The sequence below is a fragment of the Tissierella carlieri genome (assembly GCF_018917285.1).
Taxonomy (GTDB): domain Bacteria; phylum Bacillota; class Clostridia; order Tissierellales; family Tissierellaceae; genus Tissierella; species Tissierella carlieri.
Genome location: NZ_JAHLOH010000004.1, coordinates 1 through 18,686, shown reverse-complemented (window position 1 = coordinate 18,686; position 18,686 = coordinate 1). Strand labels below are relative to the sequence as shown.

At 34.0% G+C, this 18,686-nt stretch carries 19 protein-coding genes and 1 riboswitch; all 19 genes read right to left on the bottom strand.

The genetic code is table 11. The features are described from left to right. Nucleotides 1–86: 86 nt before the first annotated feature. Nucleotides 87–2,999, bottom strand: a complete 2,913-nt coding sequence (gene mobP3 / locus KQI38_RS00240; protein WP_216554131.1) for a MobP3 family relaxase — start codon at nucleotides 2,997–2,999, stop codon at nucleotides 87–89. A gap of 2 nt (nucleotides 3,000–3,001) precedes the next feature. Continuing rightward, on the bottom strand, nucleotides 3,002–3,415 hold the full coding sequence (locus KQI38_RS00235) for a hypothetical protein (protein ID WP_216554128.1): 414 nt from the start codon (nucleotides 3,413–3,415) through the stop codon (nucleotides 3,002–3,004). A gap of 417 nt (nucleotides 3,416–3,832) precedes the next feature. Next, entirely contained in the window at nucleotides 3,833–4,087 is a 255-nt protein-coding gene (locus KQI38_RS00230) for a DUF6103 family protein (RefSeq protein WP_216554126.1), read from the bottom strand. Between the two features lie 165 nt (nucleotides 4,088–4,252). After that, a complete protein-coding gene (locus KQI38_RS00225) occupies nucleotides 4,253–5,200 on the bottom strand; it encodes a HipA domain-containing protein (RefSeq protein WP_216554124.1) in 948 nt (315 codons plus the stop codon). Further along, a complete protein-coding gene (locus tag KQI38_RS00220; protein WP_216554121.1) occupies nucleotides 5,193–5,648 on the bottom strand; it encodes a helix-turn-helix transcriptional regulator in 456 nt (151 codons plus the stop codon). The genes KQI38_RS00225 and KQI38_RS00220 overlap by 8 nt, the downstream gene beginning before the upstream one ends. 102 nt (nucleotides 5,649–5,750) lie before the next feature. Beyond that, the gene (locus KQI38_RS00215) at nucleotides 5,751–6,131 is read right to left on the bottom strand and encodes a DUF3846 domain-containing protein (RefSeq protein WP_216554119.1); all 381 of its coding nucleotides are present in this window, start codon (nucleotides 6,129–6,131) and stop codon (nucleotides 5,751–5,753) included. A 12-nt stretch (nucleotides 6,132–6,143) separates the two neighbouring features. Beyond that, the gene (locus tag KQI38_RS00210; protein WP_216554117.1) at nucleotides 6,144–6,722 is read right to left on the bottom strand and encodes a DUF6329 domain-containing protein; all 579 of its coding nucleotides are present in this window, start codon (nucleotides 6,720–6,722) and stop codon (nucleotides 6,144–6,146) included. Between the two features lie 12 nt (nucleotides 6,723–6,734). Then, nucleotides 6,735–7,844, bottom strand: a complete 1,110-nt coding sequence (locus KQI38_RS00205) for a C40 family peptidase (protein ID WP_216554115.1) — start codon at nucleotides 7,842–7,844, stop codon at nucleotides 6,735–6,737. Nucleotides 7,845–7,849: 5 nt separating this feature from the next. Beyond that, complete coding sequence (locus tag KQI38_RS00200) at nucleotides 7,850–8,386, bottom strand: gamma-glutamylcyclotransferase family protein (RefSeq protein ID WP_246565468.1); 537 nt, start codon at nucleotides 8,384–8,386, stop codon at nucleotides 7,850–7,852. A 13-nt stretch (nucleotides 8,387–8,399) separates the two neighbouring features. Next, on the bottom strand, nucleotides 8,400–9,440 hold the full coding sequence (locus tag KQI38_RS00195) for an amidoligase family protein (RefSeq protein WP_216554113.1): 1,041 nt from the start codon (nucleotides 9,438–9,440) through the stop codon (nucleotides 8,400–8,402). Between the two features lie 12 nt (nucleotides 9,441–9,452). Then, nucleotides 9,453–9,950, bottom strand: a complete 498-nt coding sequence (locus KQI38_RS00190) for a hypothetical protein (protein WP_216554111.1) — start codon at nucleotides 9,948–9,950, stop codon at nucleotides 9,453–9,455. Further along, nucleotides 9,950–11,770 (bottom strand): VirB4 family type IV secretion system protein, encoded by a 1,821-nt coding sequence (locus tag KQI38_RS00185; protein ID WP_216554109.1) that lies wholly within the window; start codon nucleotides 11,768–11,770, stop codon nucleotides 9,950–9,952. The genes KQI38_RS00190 and KQI38_RS00185 overlap by 1 nt, the downstream gene beginning before the upstream one ends. Nucleotides 11,771–11,932: 162 nt before the next feature. Next, nucleotides 11,933–12,943 (bottom strand): Y-family DNA polymerase, encoded by a 1,011-nt coding sequence (locus KQI38_RS22540; RefSeq protein WP_338114430.1) that lies wholly within the window; start codon nucleotides 12,941–12,943, stop codon nucleotides 11,933–11,935. A 164-nt stretch (nucleotides 12,944–13,107) separates the two neighbouring features. Beyond that, nucleotides 13,108–14,214 (bottom strand): ABC transporter substrate-binding protein, encoded by a 1,107-nt coding sequence (locus KQI38_RS00175; protein WP_216554105.1) that lies wholly within the window; start codon nucleotides 14,212–14,214, stop codon nucleotides 13,108–13,110. A gap of 9 nt (nucleotides 14,215–14,223) precedes the next feature. Next, nucleotides 14,224–14,994, bottom strand: a complete 771-nt coding sequence (locus KQI38_RS00170; RefSeq protein ID WP_216554103.1) for an ABC transporter ATP-binding protein — start codon at nucleotides 14,992–14,994, stop codon at nucleotides 14,224–14,226. Then, on the bottom strand, nucleotides 14,991–15,980 hold the full coding sequence (locus KQI38_RS00165; RefSeq protein WP_216554101.1) for a FecCD family ABC transporter permease: 990 nt from the start codon (nucleotides 15,978–15,980) through the stop codon (nucleotides 14,991–14,993). Before KQI38_RS00165 ends, KQI38_RS00170 begins: the two co-directional genes overlap by 4 nt. Next, complete coding sequence (locus KQI38_RS00160; RefSeq protein ID WP_216554099.1) at nucleotides 15,973–16,983, bottom strand: methyltransferase domain-containing protein; 1,011 nt, start codon at nucleotides 16,981–16,983, stop codon at nucleotides 15,973–15,975. The genes KQI38_RS00165 and KQI38_RS00160 overlap by 8 nt, the downstream gene beginning before the upstream one ends. A gap of 84 nt (nucleotides 16,984–17,067) precedes the next feature. Beyond that, a riboswitch (cobalamin riboswitch) is annotated at nucleotides 17,068–17,237 on the bottom strand. Between the two features lie 700 nt (nucleotides 17,238–17,937). Further along, nucleotides 17,938–18,171 carry an ATP-binding protein gene (locus tag KQI38_RS00155; protein WP_216554097.1) on the bottom strand — a complete coding sequence of 78 codons (234 nt, stop codon included), beginning with the start codon at nucleotides 18,169–18,171 and terminating at the stop codon, nucleotides 17,938–17,940. Further along, a complete protein-coding gene (locus KQI38_RS00150; RefSeq protein ID WP_216554095.1) occupies nucleotides 18,159–18,338 on the bottom strand; it encodes a hypothetical protein in 180 nt (59 codons plus the stop codon). Before KQI38_RS00150 ends, KQI38_RS00155 begins: the two co-directional genes overlap by 13 nt. Nucleotides 18,339–18,686 lie beyond the last annotated feature (348 nt).

The following is an 18,686-nucleotide window of genomic DNA, read 5'->3' as shown; positions in this document are numbered from 1 at the left end:
GGCTGCTGATTGTATTTTGGAGGTGGAATTTCTTTTTTCCTTTTTTGCTTTGAATATTGTTTTTGCATTAAAATCCTCCTTTATATTTAGTAAGTGATGATTGGGTGATCGTAATCGTCCATGGCATGCCCCTGGGCGATTTTTTTCTGTCTAATTTTCCTTCGCAGCTTGCTGTCCACCTGCATACCAGGTCTAACGGGAAGCTTTCGCTGTTCCTCCTGAAAAACCCGGCTCAAATGATGCAAGAGTCTTGTAGCTGCAAGAAACAGAGAAGGATCACGAAATTCATTCCAATGGTCAAGAAAAAATTGCGCATAAATATTGCCCTGTGCTGCAGAAAGAGTAAGCCAATGCAGTGCCAATTCCCGGTCACGAGGTACATCATGCCCCAGGAGATAGAGTTTTCCGAGAGTATATTGCGCATACTGGTTGCCTTGCTTTGCAGAAGCGGTAAGCCATTTTATTGCTTCCTCCACATCCTTGGGGACATCCTCTCCTAAGAGATAGAGCTTACCAAGCTGATACTGTGCAAACATATTGTTCTGTAATGCTGATTTTGTAAACAGCTCCAAAGCTTTTTTAATGTCTTTTGATATTTCCATACCAATGAGGTATAACTTTGCCAATGTATATTGGGCGAATTGATTGCCAAGGTCTGTAGAAACCGTCAGCCACTTCACAGCTTCTTCTGCATTTTTCAGTACATCCTTATCCATCAGGTACAGCTTGCCAAGGGCATATGCTGCATACTGATTATCTTGCTTGGCTGAAAGAATAAACATAGCGATTGCTTTTTCAATATCCTTCTCAACATGACTTCCATCACGAAAGAGCTTGCCGAGGGCATATTGAGCCAAGTTGTTTCCATTATCTGCGGCTTTCGTCAGCCACAGGATTGCCTGTTCCACATTTTCATGGCCGCTGTCCTTATCCAGATAAATTTTGCCGAGCATATACTGTGCATGAACATTTCCGAGCCGTACTGCCTTTTCAAAGTATTTAATAGCTGCCTCCATATCTTTTTCCGTACCGGTGCCTGTATAAAGCATATGCCCAAGGCGGTACTGGAGCTTATCGTCGTGGCTTTGTTCCTCCAATCGTTGAAAACCATAAAATGCTTCCTCAAAATGCAGTTCTGATTCCTCGACGTTCTTTTCTGTGCCGATTCCATCCCGATACATTTTTCCCAGTTCATAATTGGCATACGGTACACGCTGCTTGGCAGATCTCTGGTATAATTCAAATGCTGTTTGGAAATCCTGCTCCACGCCTTGTCCACGGTAATACAGACCTGCAAGGGAGTATTGTGCATATTTGTAGTTTTGGGAGGCTGCCATACCAAGCCATTCAGCAGCTTCTTCGTAATTCTGCCGTGTACCAAGCCCTGCAGCATACATTTTTCCTATCCGATATTCTACATACCGATTTGCTTTATCTGTTTCAATATACAGAAAGCCAGAGAGTGCCTTTTCATACCACCTAAAGGCAGCATCGACATCTATCTCAATGCCAAGCCCGTCTGCATACATTCGGCCAACGTCATGCATAGCAAGTACGTTTCCAGCTTCCGCTTCTTCTAGAAACAGTTGGAGAGCTTGATTAAAGTCAAGCTCTATATCATCGGAGCCGTAAAGAAATGTCCGTGCCTCCTTATAGCGATCACTCCACGCAATATGCGGCTTACTGAATTCGCCCTCATCAGAATCCTGACGGAGTGAACCCTCTGGAAAAGCCCCTTCCTCACCGTCCTCCGAAATATCATCTGTAATGAAACTCTGTTCTTTCAACTGGACCGAGGAATCCGATTCTGTGGCTCGTGATGCAAAAATCTCTGCTTCCTCATCTGTTATTTCATCTTCATGCTCATCATCCTCAAAAGTGAAACGGTGATTGCCAATGTTCACTGCCTCAGCTATCACCATGTTTTTAATCTGCTTAAATTCCTTTTGTTCTGAAAGTGGAAGAGGCTCCGGTAGATTATCCTTATATGTTAGTAAGACTTCATTTCTAAGTTCATACCATTTGGCATATGCTGCCGATACTCTTTCATCCTTTGCCAGTTCATCCACTATTTTATTGACAAGCTCCTTTAGTGGAGCTTTCAGGTAACCGTACTGCTTTTTTCCTGTGGTATGTTTTAACCTCTCTGAAAGCTGTGACAACAATCCCTCTATAACAGGGTTCTCACAGACTCCAGATTGCATCTGCATCAGTATATCCCGAAGCGCATCATGGCTTTGCTCGATCAGGGAATTTCTGTGTGTAGTCTGCTCGGTATATATCTGCATGAGATCCTGTTGAAAAATTTCCCTCGCCAAACTGCTTCTCATCTTTTCAATGCCTGACTTAGTGACATAACCCTCACGAGGATTGCTCGAATAAACAATCATATGGCAGTGGGGATGATGTCCCTCATTATGAAAAGCCGCATACCAGCGAAGGTTTTCCGGAGCAATCTTCATCTGTTCGGCAAAGATGTTCCTTTGTTTACGAAGGAGTGCCATCCATGCAGCAGCATTATCGTATCCTAGTCGTGCAGCGTCCTCCCGCCGTAGAGAAATAATCGGTGTCCAGACATTTCCGGTATGATTTGCGACTTCTTCTGCAGCTTGTGAAAGCACCAGTGACTTATCATTATCGGAGAATAGACCGTGTGTTCCCAACTTCTCTACACGAGGTCGGGTGGCAATATAACTGACATAAACCTCCTGATGCGATATCTGGTCAAGATTGTGGTCAATTGCTGCAGTAATGAATTCTGACGCATTTTCCAAGGTCGGATTATTCCGATAATCCTCGTACTCAAACAAGCGGTTGGAATCAGGAAATCGTGACAGGATATCCTCAATACGTTCTATCTGTTTTTGTGTTGCAGATTGATTCCTCCTGTTTAGCGGAAGTTTTTCTACTCCTTCTCTTGTCCCCGCATATATCAATAGATTCTTTGCATGCTCTGGATCATCTTTGATGTAACCACATTTGAATATAATCCTTGGCATGATTATTCACCCTTCTGAAATTTCATAACATCTTCAAAGGTAACTGTGCCTACCGATTTCTTTACATCGCTTACACATTTTCCCCTTAGTCTTCGAAGAGTGCTCTCATCCACATCTGCAGTGGATGCGAGAATATTCATCATCATGCTCATCTCTACCGCCAGCTTAAAAACAAGACGGGCCATCCTATTTTCCAAGCTATCCACCATTCCGGTCATTGCCGAGGTGATGGCAGCAGGTAGAAAGCGCACACCTTCTTCTGCTGAAATATATCCACAATAAAACCTGATTGCTTTTTCAATGAATTCACTCTGGCTTTGACAGTTGTCCCTTTTATACCAGTCTGTTACCATCTGTCTGGTTTCAGGATACATCCACAAGGGGAATTTCTTTTTATTCTTATTTTCTTCTGACATGAGATAGCCTCCATTTCAATGAGAAAGGACTGCAACCCCTATTGCAGTCCTTCTTAGATTCTTTGATATACGGTACTTTATTGTGTTAACTACTTTTATAACCCCGAAGTCGACCCCAAGGCGTATATTACGACCCCGGTCAAAATCCCTTCCCGACCCGCATTGCGGGGCGATGTGATACGGAGTGGGGGCGTTTTACGACCCCGCTCCTTTAACCTGCACCAAAATCAATAGGGGGGTTCACTCCTATTATTGCGATAATAATCATCTAAAAATCAGTATTTAAGCGATTTTAATATCTCCTATGAGTAGTCAGCATATTCGCCCCAAATTTCTATTTACTATAGATTAGGTATAAATATACCACCTCCCTCTTTATAAAGGAACACAGGGGCAAATAAGCCCTCAAAAATTGTCTTATTCTTGTATTATAGATTGATTGTTAACTTCTGCCTTGGTTTTGACTGTTTTTTTAGGCTTTTTAGCCTTAATCTCTTCCTCTTGCTTCTCATCAATATATTCCCTTACATTGGCTGGAACATATTTCTCATATAGCTTTTGCAGCTGATCTACCAACTCATCTTCTAAATCTATTTCCTTTTTATCCATATATTTTTTTATAGCTCTTAATTTTTCAGCATTAAGACTTACCCTAATAGCATCTTTTTTCATCTAATATTTACCTCCTTAAAATTTTTAATTTAACTTAATTTTTATTTATTCAAAGCCTTTTTCTCCATTTCACTAACTTTTTCAATAAGTTTTTTCATCAAAAAATCACCCACATATGTGAGTGATTCTTGATGTTATTTTATTTCGTAGTTTGAAATTTATAATTTACATTTTGATTTGTAGGTCAAACTCAGTTAACCTCTCCTGCTGCTCAGCTATCTCCTTTTCTTGTTTTATCAATAAATCCATACTGTAATCAAGTATTTTTTTCTTGCGTTCAGTAATCATCACTTTATAAAAATCTTTTTCAATAGGCAAAAGTGTAGGTATTTCTTCAATTAATTCATATATTTTATCCATATCAATTTTCTTAGAAATCCTTTTTAAAGCTTCATTACAATCTGGATTTTTTAAAGAAGATATAAAATCAAAGTAGGAAATTTTCTTACCATTTTCTTCAATAGATGATGCAGGAAATACGAATATTCTTTGGTTAATTTCATCATCACTATTTAAAACTTTCTCCATTCCATCAACTGAAAGCTGGGGGTACAGACAGGAACCACAGTCATACACTGGAGCTATTTCTGCAGTTTTCAATCCTTCGTCTATCAAAAATCCCCAGTTGCCATTGTGCCTATCAAAGTTTCCAAGCAATGCATCTGCTATAAACATATCCCAAAAAAATGTTCGAATCACATTTGGCGGCAATAGAATTTGTTCATCAATTGTTTTCATAATAGATGATAGTTCCTTACCATATCCACTTTGCTCACTATCAATACAGGTGTTTTTTAGATGGGCAAACTCCATCAGTTTCTTACCATCAGCTGTAAAATCCTTACAAGCAACCACTATTTTTTCTTTGCCACGCTTATCTGTATAAGTTCCTAATATGGTTTCTTGTGTATTTATACCAAGTGACTTAAATATGTTGCAGGCAAGATATTCACTAATACATCCATTTGTATAGCTCATCAACTTGTTTCTGCTCGGTACAGGTGGGAATTTTAACATATAACTTTCATCTTTATAAATAATATTGATTTTATTTCCGTTTGCTCCACCATAGGCCTTAAATTTATTTACCTCACATGATGTAAAATCAATCATTCAAATCCTCCTGTGTGTCTCCATAGAGATATTCTTTTCTTAAATAATTTGCTTGTTCTTCCGTAATATAGCCTGCCCAAAGGTCTGCATTAATGGCTCCATAAAGCTCATTCCATAAGCAGTCTAAGTGTAGTACATCTTCTTTTTCTCCTTGTACATAAACTTTTAATGCTTTATCTAGACTCTGAGATAAATTTGTTTCTAAATAATATTTATCATTAGGTTTTCCGTTCTTTGAATCTTCTTTTACTTCTATTTCTAATTCAATAAGTTCTTCAATAGGCATCTCAAGTACCTTGGATAGTTTTGAAAGTGTTCTTGCACTGCATCTATTAAGATTAGTTTTACCTGAACATATATCTGATAATGTGGACCATGGAACTCCACTTAATTTTGATAAGCAATATCTTGACATACCTTTTTCTCTTAAAATTTCTTGAATTGTCATAATCATCACCTATATTTATTATATCGGTGTTCCGTTATAGTGTCAATAATTTATCCTACTTTATTTCAATATGCTCGGGCAAAATTATATAGAATCTAAAATTTAAAAATCAAATCCTATAAACTCCATCCTCGGCTGTGCTTCTGGTTCTTCACCAGTAAACTCTTGAATCTTACCAAATTCTTCTATATATTTTTCTATTTGCTCATCAGTTAATGATACAAACTCTCCGTCTTGACTATCTCCTACAATAAAAAAAGGACCAGCAATTATATCATTACCGACCCTTCGATTTAATTCCATTCCATTTAATTTTCCTTCGTCATTACACACTAAAATGCAATTATTATCTAAATAAAGGCAATCAAATAATCCTTCAACTTCTCCCTGTATTCCTTCTAAGTCATTACTTATTTCCTTTTCATAGGGTAACTTTTGTGGCTCAATTTTTAAGATACGAATTGTTTTTTCTATATTGTCCATATTCAAGTCCTCCTACATTTTCATATTTTGACATTGTTTTATTTCTTCATCTAAGCTGATGCAGTAATCAAGGTATAAGGTCATATCAAAGCACTCATCTTCAATTTCAATCTCTGAAATTTCTTCTCTCCTATGCAGTGCATCTAAGAGCATCGTACCAATGCCATTGTTTTCTTTTACTGCTAACCCATGGTATTCTTCTATCTCATCGAAGTAGACAGCCCAGCTTCCATTGGAAGAATTCTCTGCAGCTTCTTTTATTATTTGTTCTGCAATCATTGAAATTTGCTGTTCAATATAGGTTTTAATATTTGGCATAAATGCTGCATATCTTGGATAATCATACCCATGACTGTCAATCAAAATCCCATCGCCACCGTCCATATCAAGTGCCAATAGTACATGAATTTGCCCTATGGAGTCTATATACATTACTTCCTTTCTATCTGCAATAAAATCTCTGTCCTTTAATAAATTTTTACTGAATTCTTCAAATTCATTCTCATTCATTAATTGAATACCTTCAATTATACAGTTCTGTGTATCAAATTCAGAAATTTTTCTTTCAAATATTGCTTTTGTAATTAACATAAAATCCTCCTTTCACTTTAAAATATGTGGTCTCCCATACAGTACCTGTTTGTTTGAATCAAATAAATTTCGATATACTACCTTACCCTTTGAATAAGAAGCATCAATAACCTTACCATCTCCTGCATATACTCCTACATGGGTAATATTCATAAACCTGCCATTAGGTTTATGACTCCAGAATACTAAATCACCAGGAACTAAGTCCTTTTTTGAAACAGTAAGATTCTTGTTTACACAAAATCTTGCCTGCTCTGCTGCAGTTCCTGGTATATTAATACCTATCTGACGATAACTCCACATAGTTAAATAGCTGCAGTCAGTGTATCTGCCTTGTCCTCTTCTTTCTTGTGAATAAGGATCTCCAAGTCTTGACATAGCAAGTTTTACAATTTTAGATCCTTTCTCTCCTTCTGGTAAATCATGATATAAATCCTCTAGTTCTTCTGGTTTAAGACCCTGTATCCAATCCTCCCACTCTGTAAAACTGTCACCTTCACTAGGTGCAGGAGTTCCATATTTTATCCTATAATATATTTCATTAGCATTTGCCATATCTTCATAAGTCACTGAGTTTACCATTGTGATTTCTATATTTTTATAAACCTCTGACAGATTAGTTATAGGTACTGGAACTATATAAGTCTCTTCATATTCATTACCTTCTTCATCAGTTACAGTTCTTTTAAGCTCTTCGTATCTGATAAAGCAACCTACAAATTTTGCTTTATCTATATTTGACGGTTGATTTTCGCCGAAATACAGAGAATAAAAAATAGCCTTAACTCTAATTGGGTCTAGACTATTTCCATCCTCTATTTGCTTATTTATGTCCTCTATCTTTCCATCAAGCATTGTAAAACTCCTACGCATATCTTCTATATGTCCCCTATATTCTTCTGGAATATTGTCTGATATATTGCCTCCATCAAAAGATAGATATAAAGCATTATTATTATGATTTGTTGTTCCTGAAAGAAGACTTAATATAATAACAATGATTAATATAAAGGGAGACAGGATTGCTGCAATAGTCCACCCTATTCCTTTTCTTAGTCTTTCATCTGATAAAGCAGATAAAGCTGTTTTTACAATGATCCCTAATGATCCAGGGTCTGCCATTTATATCACCACCATTTCATTCCAAATATATCTCTCTGTTCAGGTTCATGCTTCTCCACTTCTTCAAAATTCTTCATTTGGCTAAGTGTTTTCTTCACTGCATTATATAAAATATCTAAATCAAATCCTGCATCAATATAGCCCTCTTCTATGGTTTTTAGATAACTATCGGATGGATTTCCAAGTTTATAACCTTCTGTCATTATATAAATCATTGCTGTAGCTTTATAATTGCCTACAGTAATATCCACTCCAGATTTTCCATAAAAACTTGGATAACCTTCATATCTATCAAGGGCTTTCTCATCATCAGGTTTGATACTCCATAGTAAAACTGGTACCGTACTTCCTTCACATGGTTCGATAGTTGCTACTGCACTTCTGCTTGATCCTCGAAACACAAGTTCATAATCCTTAAGCTCTGATGTCCCGATAACCTTTGCCGTAGGGCATCGATACTTCATCTGATTTAAATTTAGGTTACTGCCATAGGCTATATATAATTTATGATTTGAATCTTTCTCCATATTTATTTCTTCCATATTAACCTCCTTATCAATTCATGGACATAGTAAAAGCAGGAGAATCTTCCTCCTGCTCATCTATTCCCATATCATTATTTTCTAATTCTAATCTTTCCTCTTGTTCTAAAAGCTCTTGTTCTCGTTTTTGCCTAAGTCTTTCCTTCTGGGCCTCAGCTTGCTCCGGTGACTTCCAAGCAATATTTCCTTCTAGATTATCCAGAAGATGCTTCCTAGCTGTTTTAAATTCATCTCCAATTAAGTTGAGTCTTAAAAGCCATACTCTAAATGTATATTTCTCATTATCTGATATGGTTTTTCTTGGACTCGCAGATCTTTGATTGTAGGCCTGTGCTGTAATTGCCATACAAAATTGCAGATAAGCTTTAAGTTTTCCTGCATGAAGTGATCCATTAAAGGCACGAAATTCTATTGTTCCTTTTTGAAAAACAGAGTGTAGATTTAAACATCGATATCTACTGTCATGGTAATGTTGATGGCTTCCATCCCTCCCTTTATACCAGAGACTTTGAATCCCACTTATTGTTTTGGGTTTCTTTTTGTTTAGTTCTTCTAAAAAGTCCTTATCTATCTTTTTGCAATATCGTCTTTCTCTTTCTGAGTCTACCTTCAAGGCTTTATATATCATATCTTCTTTTGCTGCTATAATATTTACAAGATTTCTAATTTGATAAGCCTTAAATGGAGCTGCATTAATGTGAATATGAATACCACAGCTTTTATTACTGAATGCTCCAGCCCTTCTTAACTCTCTTATCATCTCTTGAATATCTTCTATATCGTCATAAAAACATATAGGACTCACTAACTCAACACTATATTCTTTATCTGCTATTTGCTTTCTATTTCCTACTTTCTTCTGACAGGTAATACTAGCATCACTTACAAGTTTCCATTTCCTATTTTGGTTATCTGTTACAGTATAAGTTCCATATCCACCTCCCTCAAAATCCACTGTACCATTTAAATATTCACCAATAACCTGTGCTGCTCTCTTTCTTGTGATACCAGTCATTTCTACCTCTACTCCAAACTTTTGCTCCCTAAGATCCATATCTTCACCGCCTTACCATAGCTTTTTTTCATTTATAATATCTATGGCATTTTCATATCCTGCATATTTAGCTGAAGTTACAATAAACTCTATAAGTCTTTTATTTCTCCAAGAGTCTATTAATTCTCCATAGCATTTATCATGAAGTTCATTGATTTTCAAGATAGTATCTGCAATAATCTTTTCTATTTCTTTATCTAAATCATTAGATGCTTTTCTAGAATTCTTTAGTTTATCAATAAATTCATCTAGGACATTATCCAGTTCTTTAATGTCCTTCTCATTATAATAATTGTAGGCTAGAAATGGATTTTCATATTCTGTACCATTAATACAATGTTTTATCTGCTCTAATAATCTTGGGCGATTTTTGGTATCTGCCTTTAGATATTGTTCCATAAAACATAGAAGATCATTATCTCTATTTGGAGTATAACTAATGCACACTATTAAATCATCTATAATGCCTTGCTTTTGATTTCTAAAAGATTCAATTTTATCAAATATCACTATCTGCCACCTGCCTTTCCAAATAGCTTTTCTTTATATTCTGAAGCATGAACTGCTAGATTGTAACGTTCATTACCACATTTATATAAACACACTCCCCTCTGCGGAAATTTAATTAGATTATATTCTGATTCCTCTAGCTGCAGTGTATCCATATAAAACTGCTTATCAATATTTCCTGCATTAAATAAAAAAGCGTGTGCCGGAATAGAAAACAGTGGCTTTGTCAGCTCCCTAATTCCTTCGATATTGAAGTCTTCAAGGTTTTGACTGCTGAGTATTACCGCTGATTCTTTCTTTCGCACTCGCTTCATAAAGTTACGTATATATTCTATTGCAGTAAGATTTGTTAGGAATAAATAAAGCTCATCTATTCCTGCTGCAGTATTTCCTTCTGTAAGAAGTTTATCTGACATAAAGGATAGTACATTAAATAGTAGGGCATTTTTAACATTTTTACTGGCTTGAAGTAAGCCTTTAACCCCGAATACAATAAACCTATTAGAGGTAATATTGGTATGTCCATTAAAGAATTTACTCTCTGCCCCTTTGCACATGGAATGTAGCCCAAGTAGCATTTCTTGCAGTAGTTCCTTTGTATAGAGCTGATATTTTTCATTATCATAGCCTTTGTATTCTTCCTCTATCAGCACATAAAAATCTGATAAAATAGGGTAATCAGTGGATTCTAATCTACTAAAATCTGTACTATCGCTGATATTATATTTATGATAGAGTTTTCCAAGCATAATTTCTATTACATCAATATGCTTATCATCAAAATCTTTATAACAACGGAAGAAATCCTTTAAAAAACTAATATGCTGGCTTAACTTAGTTGCTTGTCTAAAAGCTATAGGAGCATCTTTATCCTGTGGACTCCCTCCTTCATCCCAAGTTTTAGGTTCTAGTGGATTAATCATATATTCTCCACTCATTAAATCTACAAAGCATCCACCTATGTTCTCTGCTAATTCTACATATTCATGCTCAGGATCTAGACATATTACATTCTTTCCTGACTCTAGGATATTGCAGAGGATTAGCTTTAACAAATAGCTTTTCCCTTGGCCAGAATTTCCTAGAATTAGAATACAAGGATTGGTTTTGTCATCATCTCGTTTATCAAAATCCACAATAATATTTGAACCAAATTTATCCCTGCCTAAATAAAAGCCATTGCTATCGGTCTTTCCTGAATAGTTAAAGGGATATAAATTTGCTACAGATGATGCTGGAAGTACTCTTTCATATTGAGTATCAAATATATTTCTTCCAGTTGGTCCAACACATAAAAAGCCTTGCTGTTGACGAAGCATCAGTCTATCTACATTTAATTTACTCCTTACAAGTTCAGTTAATACATCTGTTTGTAGTAGTTTTAATTCCTCATAATCGCTGGCAATAAGTTCAATATATACTGCACAATGAAATAATGGTTCTCTATTTCGATGCATAGTGGATACTAATGTTACAACATCTTGAAGGTTGCTTTCTGCTGTTACTGTCTGTTGTAAGTCATTTGTATTTGAGGTGTTCATCCTATTTTTATTGGCTGCATTATGAATTATTTTCTTTTCTTCATTTGGAGTTACCTGCCTTGTATAGATTCTAAGGGTCACCCCATCCTTTTCTCCAAGGTGACGAAGAATTGCCTGTTCATTGGTACTTGTAGGATATTCTCTAAGTGCCCATACACATCTATAGGTATTTCCACAAATAAAGTGATCGGTGTTAAATTTAATAATAGACGGTGCAATCATATCTATAAAGGTTTTGATTTTTTCATCTTCTACTATAGGTATTGTCTTTTTTGCCATATTATTATTTTCCTCCTTTTTATTTTTTACATTAAAAAAAGCCCTACACATTAGTGCAAGACTTAATCAATACATAAATTATGTTCCTATTTAATTACTAACTTATCAAACTAAGATAGCACCATAGGTCTAAATATCTCCCCCTCAATCCCGATAATTTCATCAATAGGGATTGAGATACCATTCTGACCTTTCAACAATTCCTTCTTCTACTACACGATTTGCTGACATATTGACCCTTCTAACTAAAAGATTTTTATCTACAATTCGTTCAAATAAATCCATGACAGCATCTATAATTAGCTTTGTAGAAGAGGTATATCTATCAAAATTTACAGTACCATGTGCCTGTTTTGGTACTTTATGTCCATAACCATCAGTGATTATCTCTCCTTTATATAATTTCTTTATCTCTGAATTTGTTAAGTTTTCTATATCATATTCTACTGTTAAAACAATCTGATCAGTTACAAGTCTTTTATCCACTAGCTCTAATACAAGTAAATCAGTCATTTCCCGTACAATTAACTTTGCTTTTTCATAGGCATGACCATATTGGAACACCTGCCCTAATCCGATATTTTTGGCACTTGGTTTATATCCTTTAATATCAGCTATGGTACATGTCTCCCAACCCAATGCATGATCTATTAGCAGTTCTGCATTAATACCAAATAGCTTATATAATAAATCTTCATTATGATAATCAGTAGGCTTGCCTATAGAACATCTTGCAATATCCCCCATGGTAAATAGTCCTTGTTTTTCTAATCTTCTAGCATATCCTTTACCTACACGCCAAAAGTCTGTTAGGGGCTTATGTGACCAGAGCAATCTACGGTAACTCATTTCATCTAGTTCAGCTATTTGCACACCATTTTCATCTATCGGAATTCGTTTTGCTTGAATATCCATTTCAATTTTAGCTAGATATAGATTTGTGCCAATCCCAGCTGTTGCTGTAATTCCTGTGGTGCTAAGTATTTCCAAAAGTATTTTAGTAGTAAGGTCTCTAGCTGATAGATTGTAGGTATTTAGGTAATTTGTAACATCCATGAAAACCTCATCTATGGAGTAAACATGGATATCTTCAGGTGCAATATATTTTAAGTAAATATTATAAATTTTCCTACTATATTCTATATAATATGCCATTCTAGATGGAACTACGATATAGTCAAGTGAGAGATTGGGCGAAGATTTTAATTCAGTATAATTGAAAGAAATATAAGTTAAATTATAATTTTCTTGTCAAAATGGAGTAGTCAAAGTCAAAAATATTATATCCTTCACTTTATTATCAATGATATAGCCTAATTCTACTATTAATAATAATACTAATTACTTAAAATACTATTGTATAGTTCATCATTTAATTTAATATTGTATTGCCTTTCGTAGTAATCAAACATATAGTCTTTAAAGAAATCTTCTTCTATTGTGCCTTCATAGTTCTTCATTGTCATCCACACTAAAGTAAGTGGAGAGTCTGCATTGGGAGCCCCCCAATTAAACATTCCTCTTGGCATATTATAAACTTGCTTGTTTTTCACTGCACTTATCTTTGACCAATCTTGCCCATCAAATTGATTGTTTAAGTACTTATCTGCATTAGTTCCACCAAAATCATATATTACATCTGGATTCCATTCATATATTTGCTCCATACTTACTTGAACTCCATCTCCATCTGTACCTGATGCACAGTTTATTAGACCAGTTTTTACAAGCCAATCATCACCATAATAATTTCCACCTCTAACAGCTATAATTCCTCCATCATTTGAATTTATCATTATGGCTTTTTTCTTATTTTCTCCTGTTTTTTCTAGTGGCTCTTTTACTATTTCATTGGCTTTTTTCCACTCTTGTTCTAATGAATCACTTTCATCTTTTTCAAATATATCTCTCATTAATTTGTCTATTTTAACAGACCATTCTTCATTTCTAGAGTCATTTTGGAAAAAATCTACTACTGGTACTCCTAGTCTATCCAATCCTTCTTTCTGAGTATCTCCATATACTAAAATTAAATCTGGTTTTAAATTCATAAGTTCTTCTACATTAGAAGTATATCCATCTATAAAACTAGTGTTAATATCCTTCCAATTTGGAATTATAAGTTCTAATATTTCTGGATTTGCATTGGAAAACCCTTTTGGATGAGAACCTACAATTTTAGTGGTGTCCTTTACAACTGATGCAAAAGTTGCTGGTAGTGGTGGTGCTATTATTACTACTCTATTTATATTTTCTGCAACTGGTATTTCTACTTCTGCTCCTGTTAAGTCTACTATTTTTTTAGTTTCAGACTTAGGCTCTACACTTTCTGTCACTGCAGGTTTATTTTCAGGCACAGTTTTTTCTTCATTATTCTTACTACATCCACTTAATGCTAAAGTAAATGTAAGCCCTGCTATTAATAACGTATATTTTTTATTCATAATTACCTCCTAATCTAATAAGACAAAAGTTTTTTTATTTATTCCCATACTTTTTAAATCTAGTATTTTAGATTTCATTCCAAAATACACCTCTATATTCTCTTCGCTTAATATTTCCTCTGTTAGACCATATTCATAGCTGTCTTTACCTAGAAATAAGGTGTAGTCTGAAATACTCATGGCGTTTTCTGGGCTATGAGTATTTATTATACAAGATATTCCCTTGCTTTTAGATAGATTTAAAATCTTGTCTAAAATTATCTTCTGATTTTTAAAATCTAAATGAGCTTCTGGTTCATCTAATATTATTAATCGTGGCTCTCCTGCTATTGCCCTTGCTAAATACACCATCTGAAGTTGTCCACCACTAAGTTCTGTACACTTCCTATCTTTTAAATGATATATTCCCACTTCTTCCATAGCAATTTTTGACTTCTCTTCATCTATTTTCTTTGGCATACTAAATGGAGGCATTAATTTCGTCCTTCCCATTAGTACCAAATCATTTACTCTATAAGGTAAATTAGTCTTTCCAGCTTGTGGAACATAGGCTACTTCTTTTTTATTTAAGATTTGATCTACTTTACTTCCATCTAAGCAGATTTCACCACTACTTAATTTAAATATACCTAGCAGACATTTTAAGAAAGTCGTCTTTCCAACTCCATTTTGTCCAAGTACTGAAACTATTGTATTGTGGTCTATTTCTAAATTTATATTACTTAAAATATTTGTCTTTCCATCATAAGAAAAACATCCATTTTTCATTTCTAATTTCATTTTATATCTCTCCTAGTATAAGTATAGATAAACATTGGAGCACCTAAAATAGCGGTTAATATTCCTATAGGAATTTCTGTTCCAGTGAGTGACCTTGCTATTAAATCTACTAAGACTAAAAATATAGCTCCCACTATTCCTGAAAAAGGTATTAAATATCTATTATCTGCTCCTATGATTTCTCTACATATATTTGGAATAAGCATTCCTATCCATCCAATTATTCCAGATACCATTACTGCACCAGAAGTTATTAATGTAGAGGCCATTATTACTAAAACCCTATTTCTCTTTGGATTTACTCCAAGGCTTTTTGTATCTTCATCCCCTAGAGATAGAATGTTTATTCTCCATCTTAAAATAAACAGTATTACTATTCCACTTATTATTGGAACACTTGCTAAAAATACTTTATCCATACTAGCTCCAGTAAAACTACCCATTAGCCAATATGTTATTGATGGAAGAGTTGATTCTGTATCTGCAATTAGTTTTATAAAAGAAGTTAAGGCATTGAAAAAAGAACCTACTATAACTCCTGATAACACTAGAGATAGTACAGAATCTTCTACTTTTATCTTTGCAATTAAATAACTTATAGCGACACTTAATATTCCCATTGAAAAGGATATTGTAAGTAGTAGTTTAGATGAACCTGGAAATAACAGTAATGCTAGTGCCGCTCCAAATCCAGCTCCACTACTAACACCTAGTATATCTGGACTTACTAAATTATTTTTAAATATACCTTGAAAAGAAGTTCCCGCTACTGAAAGTCCAAAACCAACCAGTATATTTAATAATACTCTTGGAATTCTAATATCCCAGATTACAGTACTATTAAAGGATTCCTCTGAAACACTATGAATTTTATTTGAAAATGCTTCAATTACTTCTCTAGGTTCAATACTATATCTTCCTAAAAATAGAGATACAAAAGAAACTAGGATTAAAATAATAATTCCTAGTGCTATTTTTTTATTCATTTATATTACCCTTTTTAAATATAGTCCTTGGATGATTTTCAATTTCCACTTCTACAAGTGAATACTTATTTAAACTTTCCATTACTAAACTTTCTGGCTTTAAAATGTCTAATCCATTTAAATTACCTGAAAGCCATCCTAGTATAAAGTTCTTAGGCTTAGTAAAATCATCATTCATTTGATGAGTGCTCACATATAAACATCCGTCATCATCTAAGGAATTATAAATTTTATCACTCATATTATCCATGTCTTTTACAAAGTCTAAAACTCCTGAAGTTATAATTAAATCGTATTTTTCTGTAGGTGTATAAGTATTAAAATCTCCTACTTCAACTTCTACTCTGTCTTCTACTTTATTTTCTGCTATAACGTCTTTTGTAAAGTTAATAACTTGTGCTTGGTCTATTAATGTACATTTTGCATTTGGGAAATTTTTGGCGATTTCAACTGAAAGAACTCCTGAACCACAACCTAAATCAAGTACTTTTATTGATTTGTTTTCGTCAAATAATGACTTCATAAGCTTTACAAATCCCTGTACTCTACCTAAGTACATTGAATTTCTAGCTCCTCTTCCCATTGACCTAAAGTCAAAGAAATCAGATCCATTGTCTTTATTTGCATTATCTCTATCTGCTCCATTTTTCAATAAATCATGGATATTGTCTATATTGGTTAAATCTTTCCAGTATAGAAGGTTTTCACCTAGATACATATTAGATTTTTCATTTAAGAAGTAATTAGTTTCATCTGTATTTTCAAAGATTCCATTTTCATATTTTATGTAATCCATAGATACTAAGGATTTCAAAAAGTACTCTAAATTCTTTTCATCTAAATGTAATGATTTAGCTAGTTCATCTATAGATTTTCCAGTTTCTAAACAGTTGAATATATTAAGTTCTAATGCCGTATAGATAAGTTTTGTCTCTAAATATTGAAATGTTAAATTTATTAATTTACTACCATCGTATTTTGGTAATTCGTTTGCGTTTTTCATAATATCCTCCTAATATATAATATGTTTTTTATAGTACATATTAGGCTATGTCTTTTTCATAATATTAATTACCTCCCCATCGAAAGCTTAATAGATAATTAGGCAGGTCTCCTGACTTAAAGATTTAGAATACCTCACCTTCCCAGTTTCCCAGTGGTTTATAAGGTACAACTCTTTTTACAGTAGCGAGGGCTGTTGTGGATTTTAACCACATTCCCTATTAAGTTAATAACACCTAATTTATATAGTATATTGTATATGTCGATTATACTTTCATTGATAACTATTGTCAATGAGAACCATTCTCTATGCAACACATTAATAATATATGGTTAAGATAGAACTTCAAACCCATTGATTTATCTATACTTCATGCTCGTGTCATTATTATAGCACGTTCCCCTCAAGCTGGGTCGGAGAAAATATGGTCATTCTATTAACATTTAGAGCTGTTTTTATGATTTTAGATATAAATTTAAAGAGGATTTAATCTATGTCCATCTTCCCTAAAGTTGTTATTTACCATATCTAATGACATTTAATACTATTTAAAATTCTTAAGATTTATTCATGCCATTACTTTGACAAGAGGGATTACACACAATAGTAAATTATTTGCTAATTTAGGTCCATTGGGATTTTTAAGTGCATCCTTAATATTATATACAAAAAATTCTAAATGACTTGGTTTAATTGGTTTTTTTGGATTTTGGGGTTACTTCAAAAAAGTTCAAGACAGAATTAAAAATCTAATTTTATTGTTAGTCGATCCCGTTTCTGAATATTTTTTATTTACATTCGTACTATCCAACTTTTATATACAGCCACTTAAAACACTTACCATTATAAATGATATTAACAGCAATACTGCTAAATGTTTCATAATTTGCTTTTTCATTTTTTATCCTCCTTATAATTTTGACTAAAATTTAAGTCTATAGCTGTTTTAGTAAATCAAAGGTTGATATTAGATAAAGAAAAAACCTTTGCTGAACTTTCCAACAAAGACTTAGATATATTTTTTAAGCGATAATGTAATTGTGAATCGACTGCCTTGGGCTGATTTTTTTCATATACTATGGTTCCTTCGTGCTGAATTATGATTTCCCTTGCAATAGCAAGACCAGGACTTGAACCACCAAATTCTCTGGAGCGAGATCTGTCTACTCCATAAATTAGATATAGCATGCTCTATCAATACTTAAAATATCAGTAGCTAATCTTTTTGCAGGTTTAAGAACTAATCCTGATAAAAAATACATGAACCCTACACCTGTGACTATGGCTACCACCATAAATAAAAAACTGAATCGTGAATATGGCCCCACTGTTTCTTCGATAATTATCTCATTCAAATTATCAAGTTTGATTTCTCGTATTTCCTCATCTAATTAGAAATCTAATTAATCAATATTGATTTTTTATTATTAACTGCAATGGATCTATAACGTTTACGTTAAGATTATAAAGTTCCGAAATTGTAAAAGCCACACACAACAGAGTGAGAAACATTGAGGTAATAAGTGTGAGCCTGATTCTCAAAGAAATCCCTTTTTCATATGTCATCCTCCCTAACAATTAAATCGTTTTGTAAACTTAAATGAAAATTGAGGACTCCAACCTCTGTATGGTACAATGTTTTTGCTAGAAAACAAATACCTCCCAGAAAGGATGAAGTCCTCATGCAAAAAATTGTATCAATA

What these genes read in the sequence shown, in the direction of transcription:
- mobP3 (WP_216554131.1), bottom strand. Translation starts at nt 2,999, where the DNA reads ATGCCAAGGATTATATTCAAATGTGGTTACATCAAAGATGATCCAGAG.
- KQI38_RS00235 (WP_216554128.1), bottom strand. Translation starts at nt 3,415, where the DNA reads ATGTCAGAAGAAAATAAGAATAAAAAGAAATTCCCCTTGTGGATGTAT.
- KQI38_RS00230 (WP_216554126.1), bottom strand. Translation starts at nt 4,087, where the DNA reads ATGAAAAAAGATGCTATTAGGGTAAGTCTTAATGCTGAAAAATTAAGA.
- KQI38_RS00225 (WP_216554124.1), bottom strand. Translation starts at nt 5,200, where the DNA reads ATGATTGATTTTACATCATGTGAGGTAAATAAATTTAAGGCCTATGGT.
- KQI38_RS00220 (WP_216554121.1), bottom strand. Translation starts at nt 5,648, where the DNA reads ATGACAATTCAAGAAATTTTAAGAGAAAAAGGTATGTCAAGATATTGC.
- KQI38_RS00215 (WP_216554119.1), bottom strand. Translation starts at nt 6,131, where the DNA reads ATGGACAATATAGAAAAAACAATTCGTATCTTAAAAATTGAGCCACAA.
- KQI38_RS00210 (WP_216554117.1), bottom strand. Translation starts at nt 6,722, where the DNA reads ATGTTAATTACAAAAGCAATATTTGAAAGAAAAATTTCTGAATTTGAT.
- KQI38_RS00205 (WP_216554115.1), bottom strand. Translation starts at nt 7,844, where the DNA reads ATGGCAGACCCTGGATCATTAGGGATCATTGTAAAAACAGCTTTATCT.
- KQI38_RS00200 (WP_246565468.1), bottom strand. Translation starts at nt 8,386, where the DNA reads ATGGAAGAAATAAATATGGAGAAAGATTCAAATCATAAATTATATATA.
- KQI38_RS00195 (WP_216554113.1), bottom strand. Translation starts at nt 9,440, where the DNA reads ATGGATCTTAGGGAGCAAAAGTTTGGAGTAGAGGTAGAAATGACTGGT.
- KQI38_RS00185 (WP_216554109.1), bottom strand. Translation starts at nt 11,770, where the DNA reads ATGGCAAAAAAGACAATACCTATAGTAGAAGATGAAAAAATCAAAACC.
- KQI38_RS00175 (WP_216554105.1), bottom strand. Translation starts at nt 14,214, where the DNA reads ATGAATAAAAAATATACGTTATTAATAGCAGGGCTTACATTTACTTTA.
- KQI38_RS00170 (WP_216554103.1), bottom strand. Translation starts at nt 14,994, where the DNA reads ATGAAATTAGAAATGAAAAATGGATGTTTTTCTTATGATGGAAAGACA.
- KQI38_RS00165 (WP_216554101.1), bottom strand. Translation starts at nt 15,980, where the DNA reads ATGAATAAAAAAATAGCACTAGGAATTATTATTTTAATCCTAGTTTCT.
- KQI38_RS00160 (WP_216554099.1), bottom strand. Translation starts at nt 16,983, where the DNA reads ATGAAAAACGCAAACGAATTACCAAAATACGATGGTAGTAAATTAATA.
- KQI38_RS00155 (WP_216554097.1), bottom strand. Translation starts at nt 18,171, where the DNA reads ATGCTATATCTAATTTATGGAGTAGACAGATCTCGCTCCAGAGAATTT.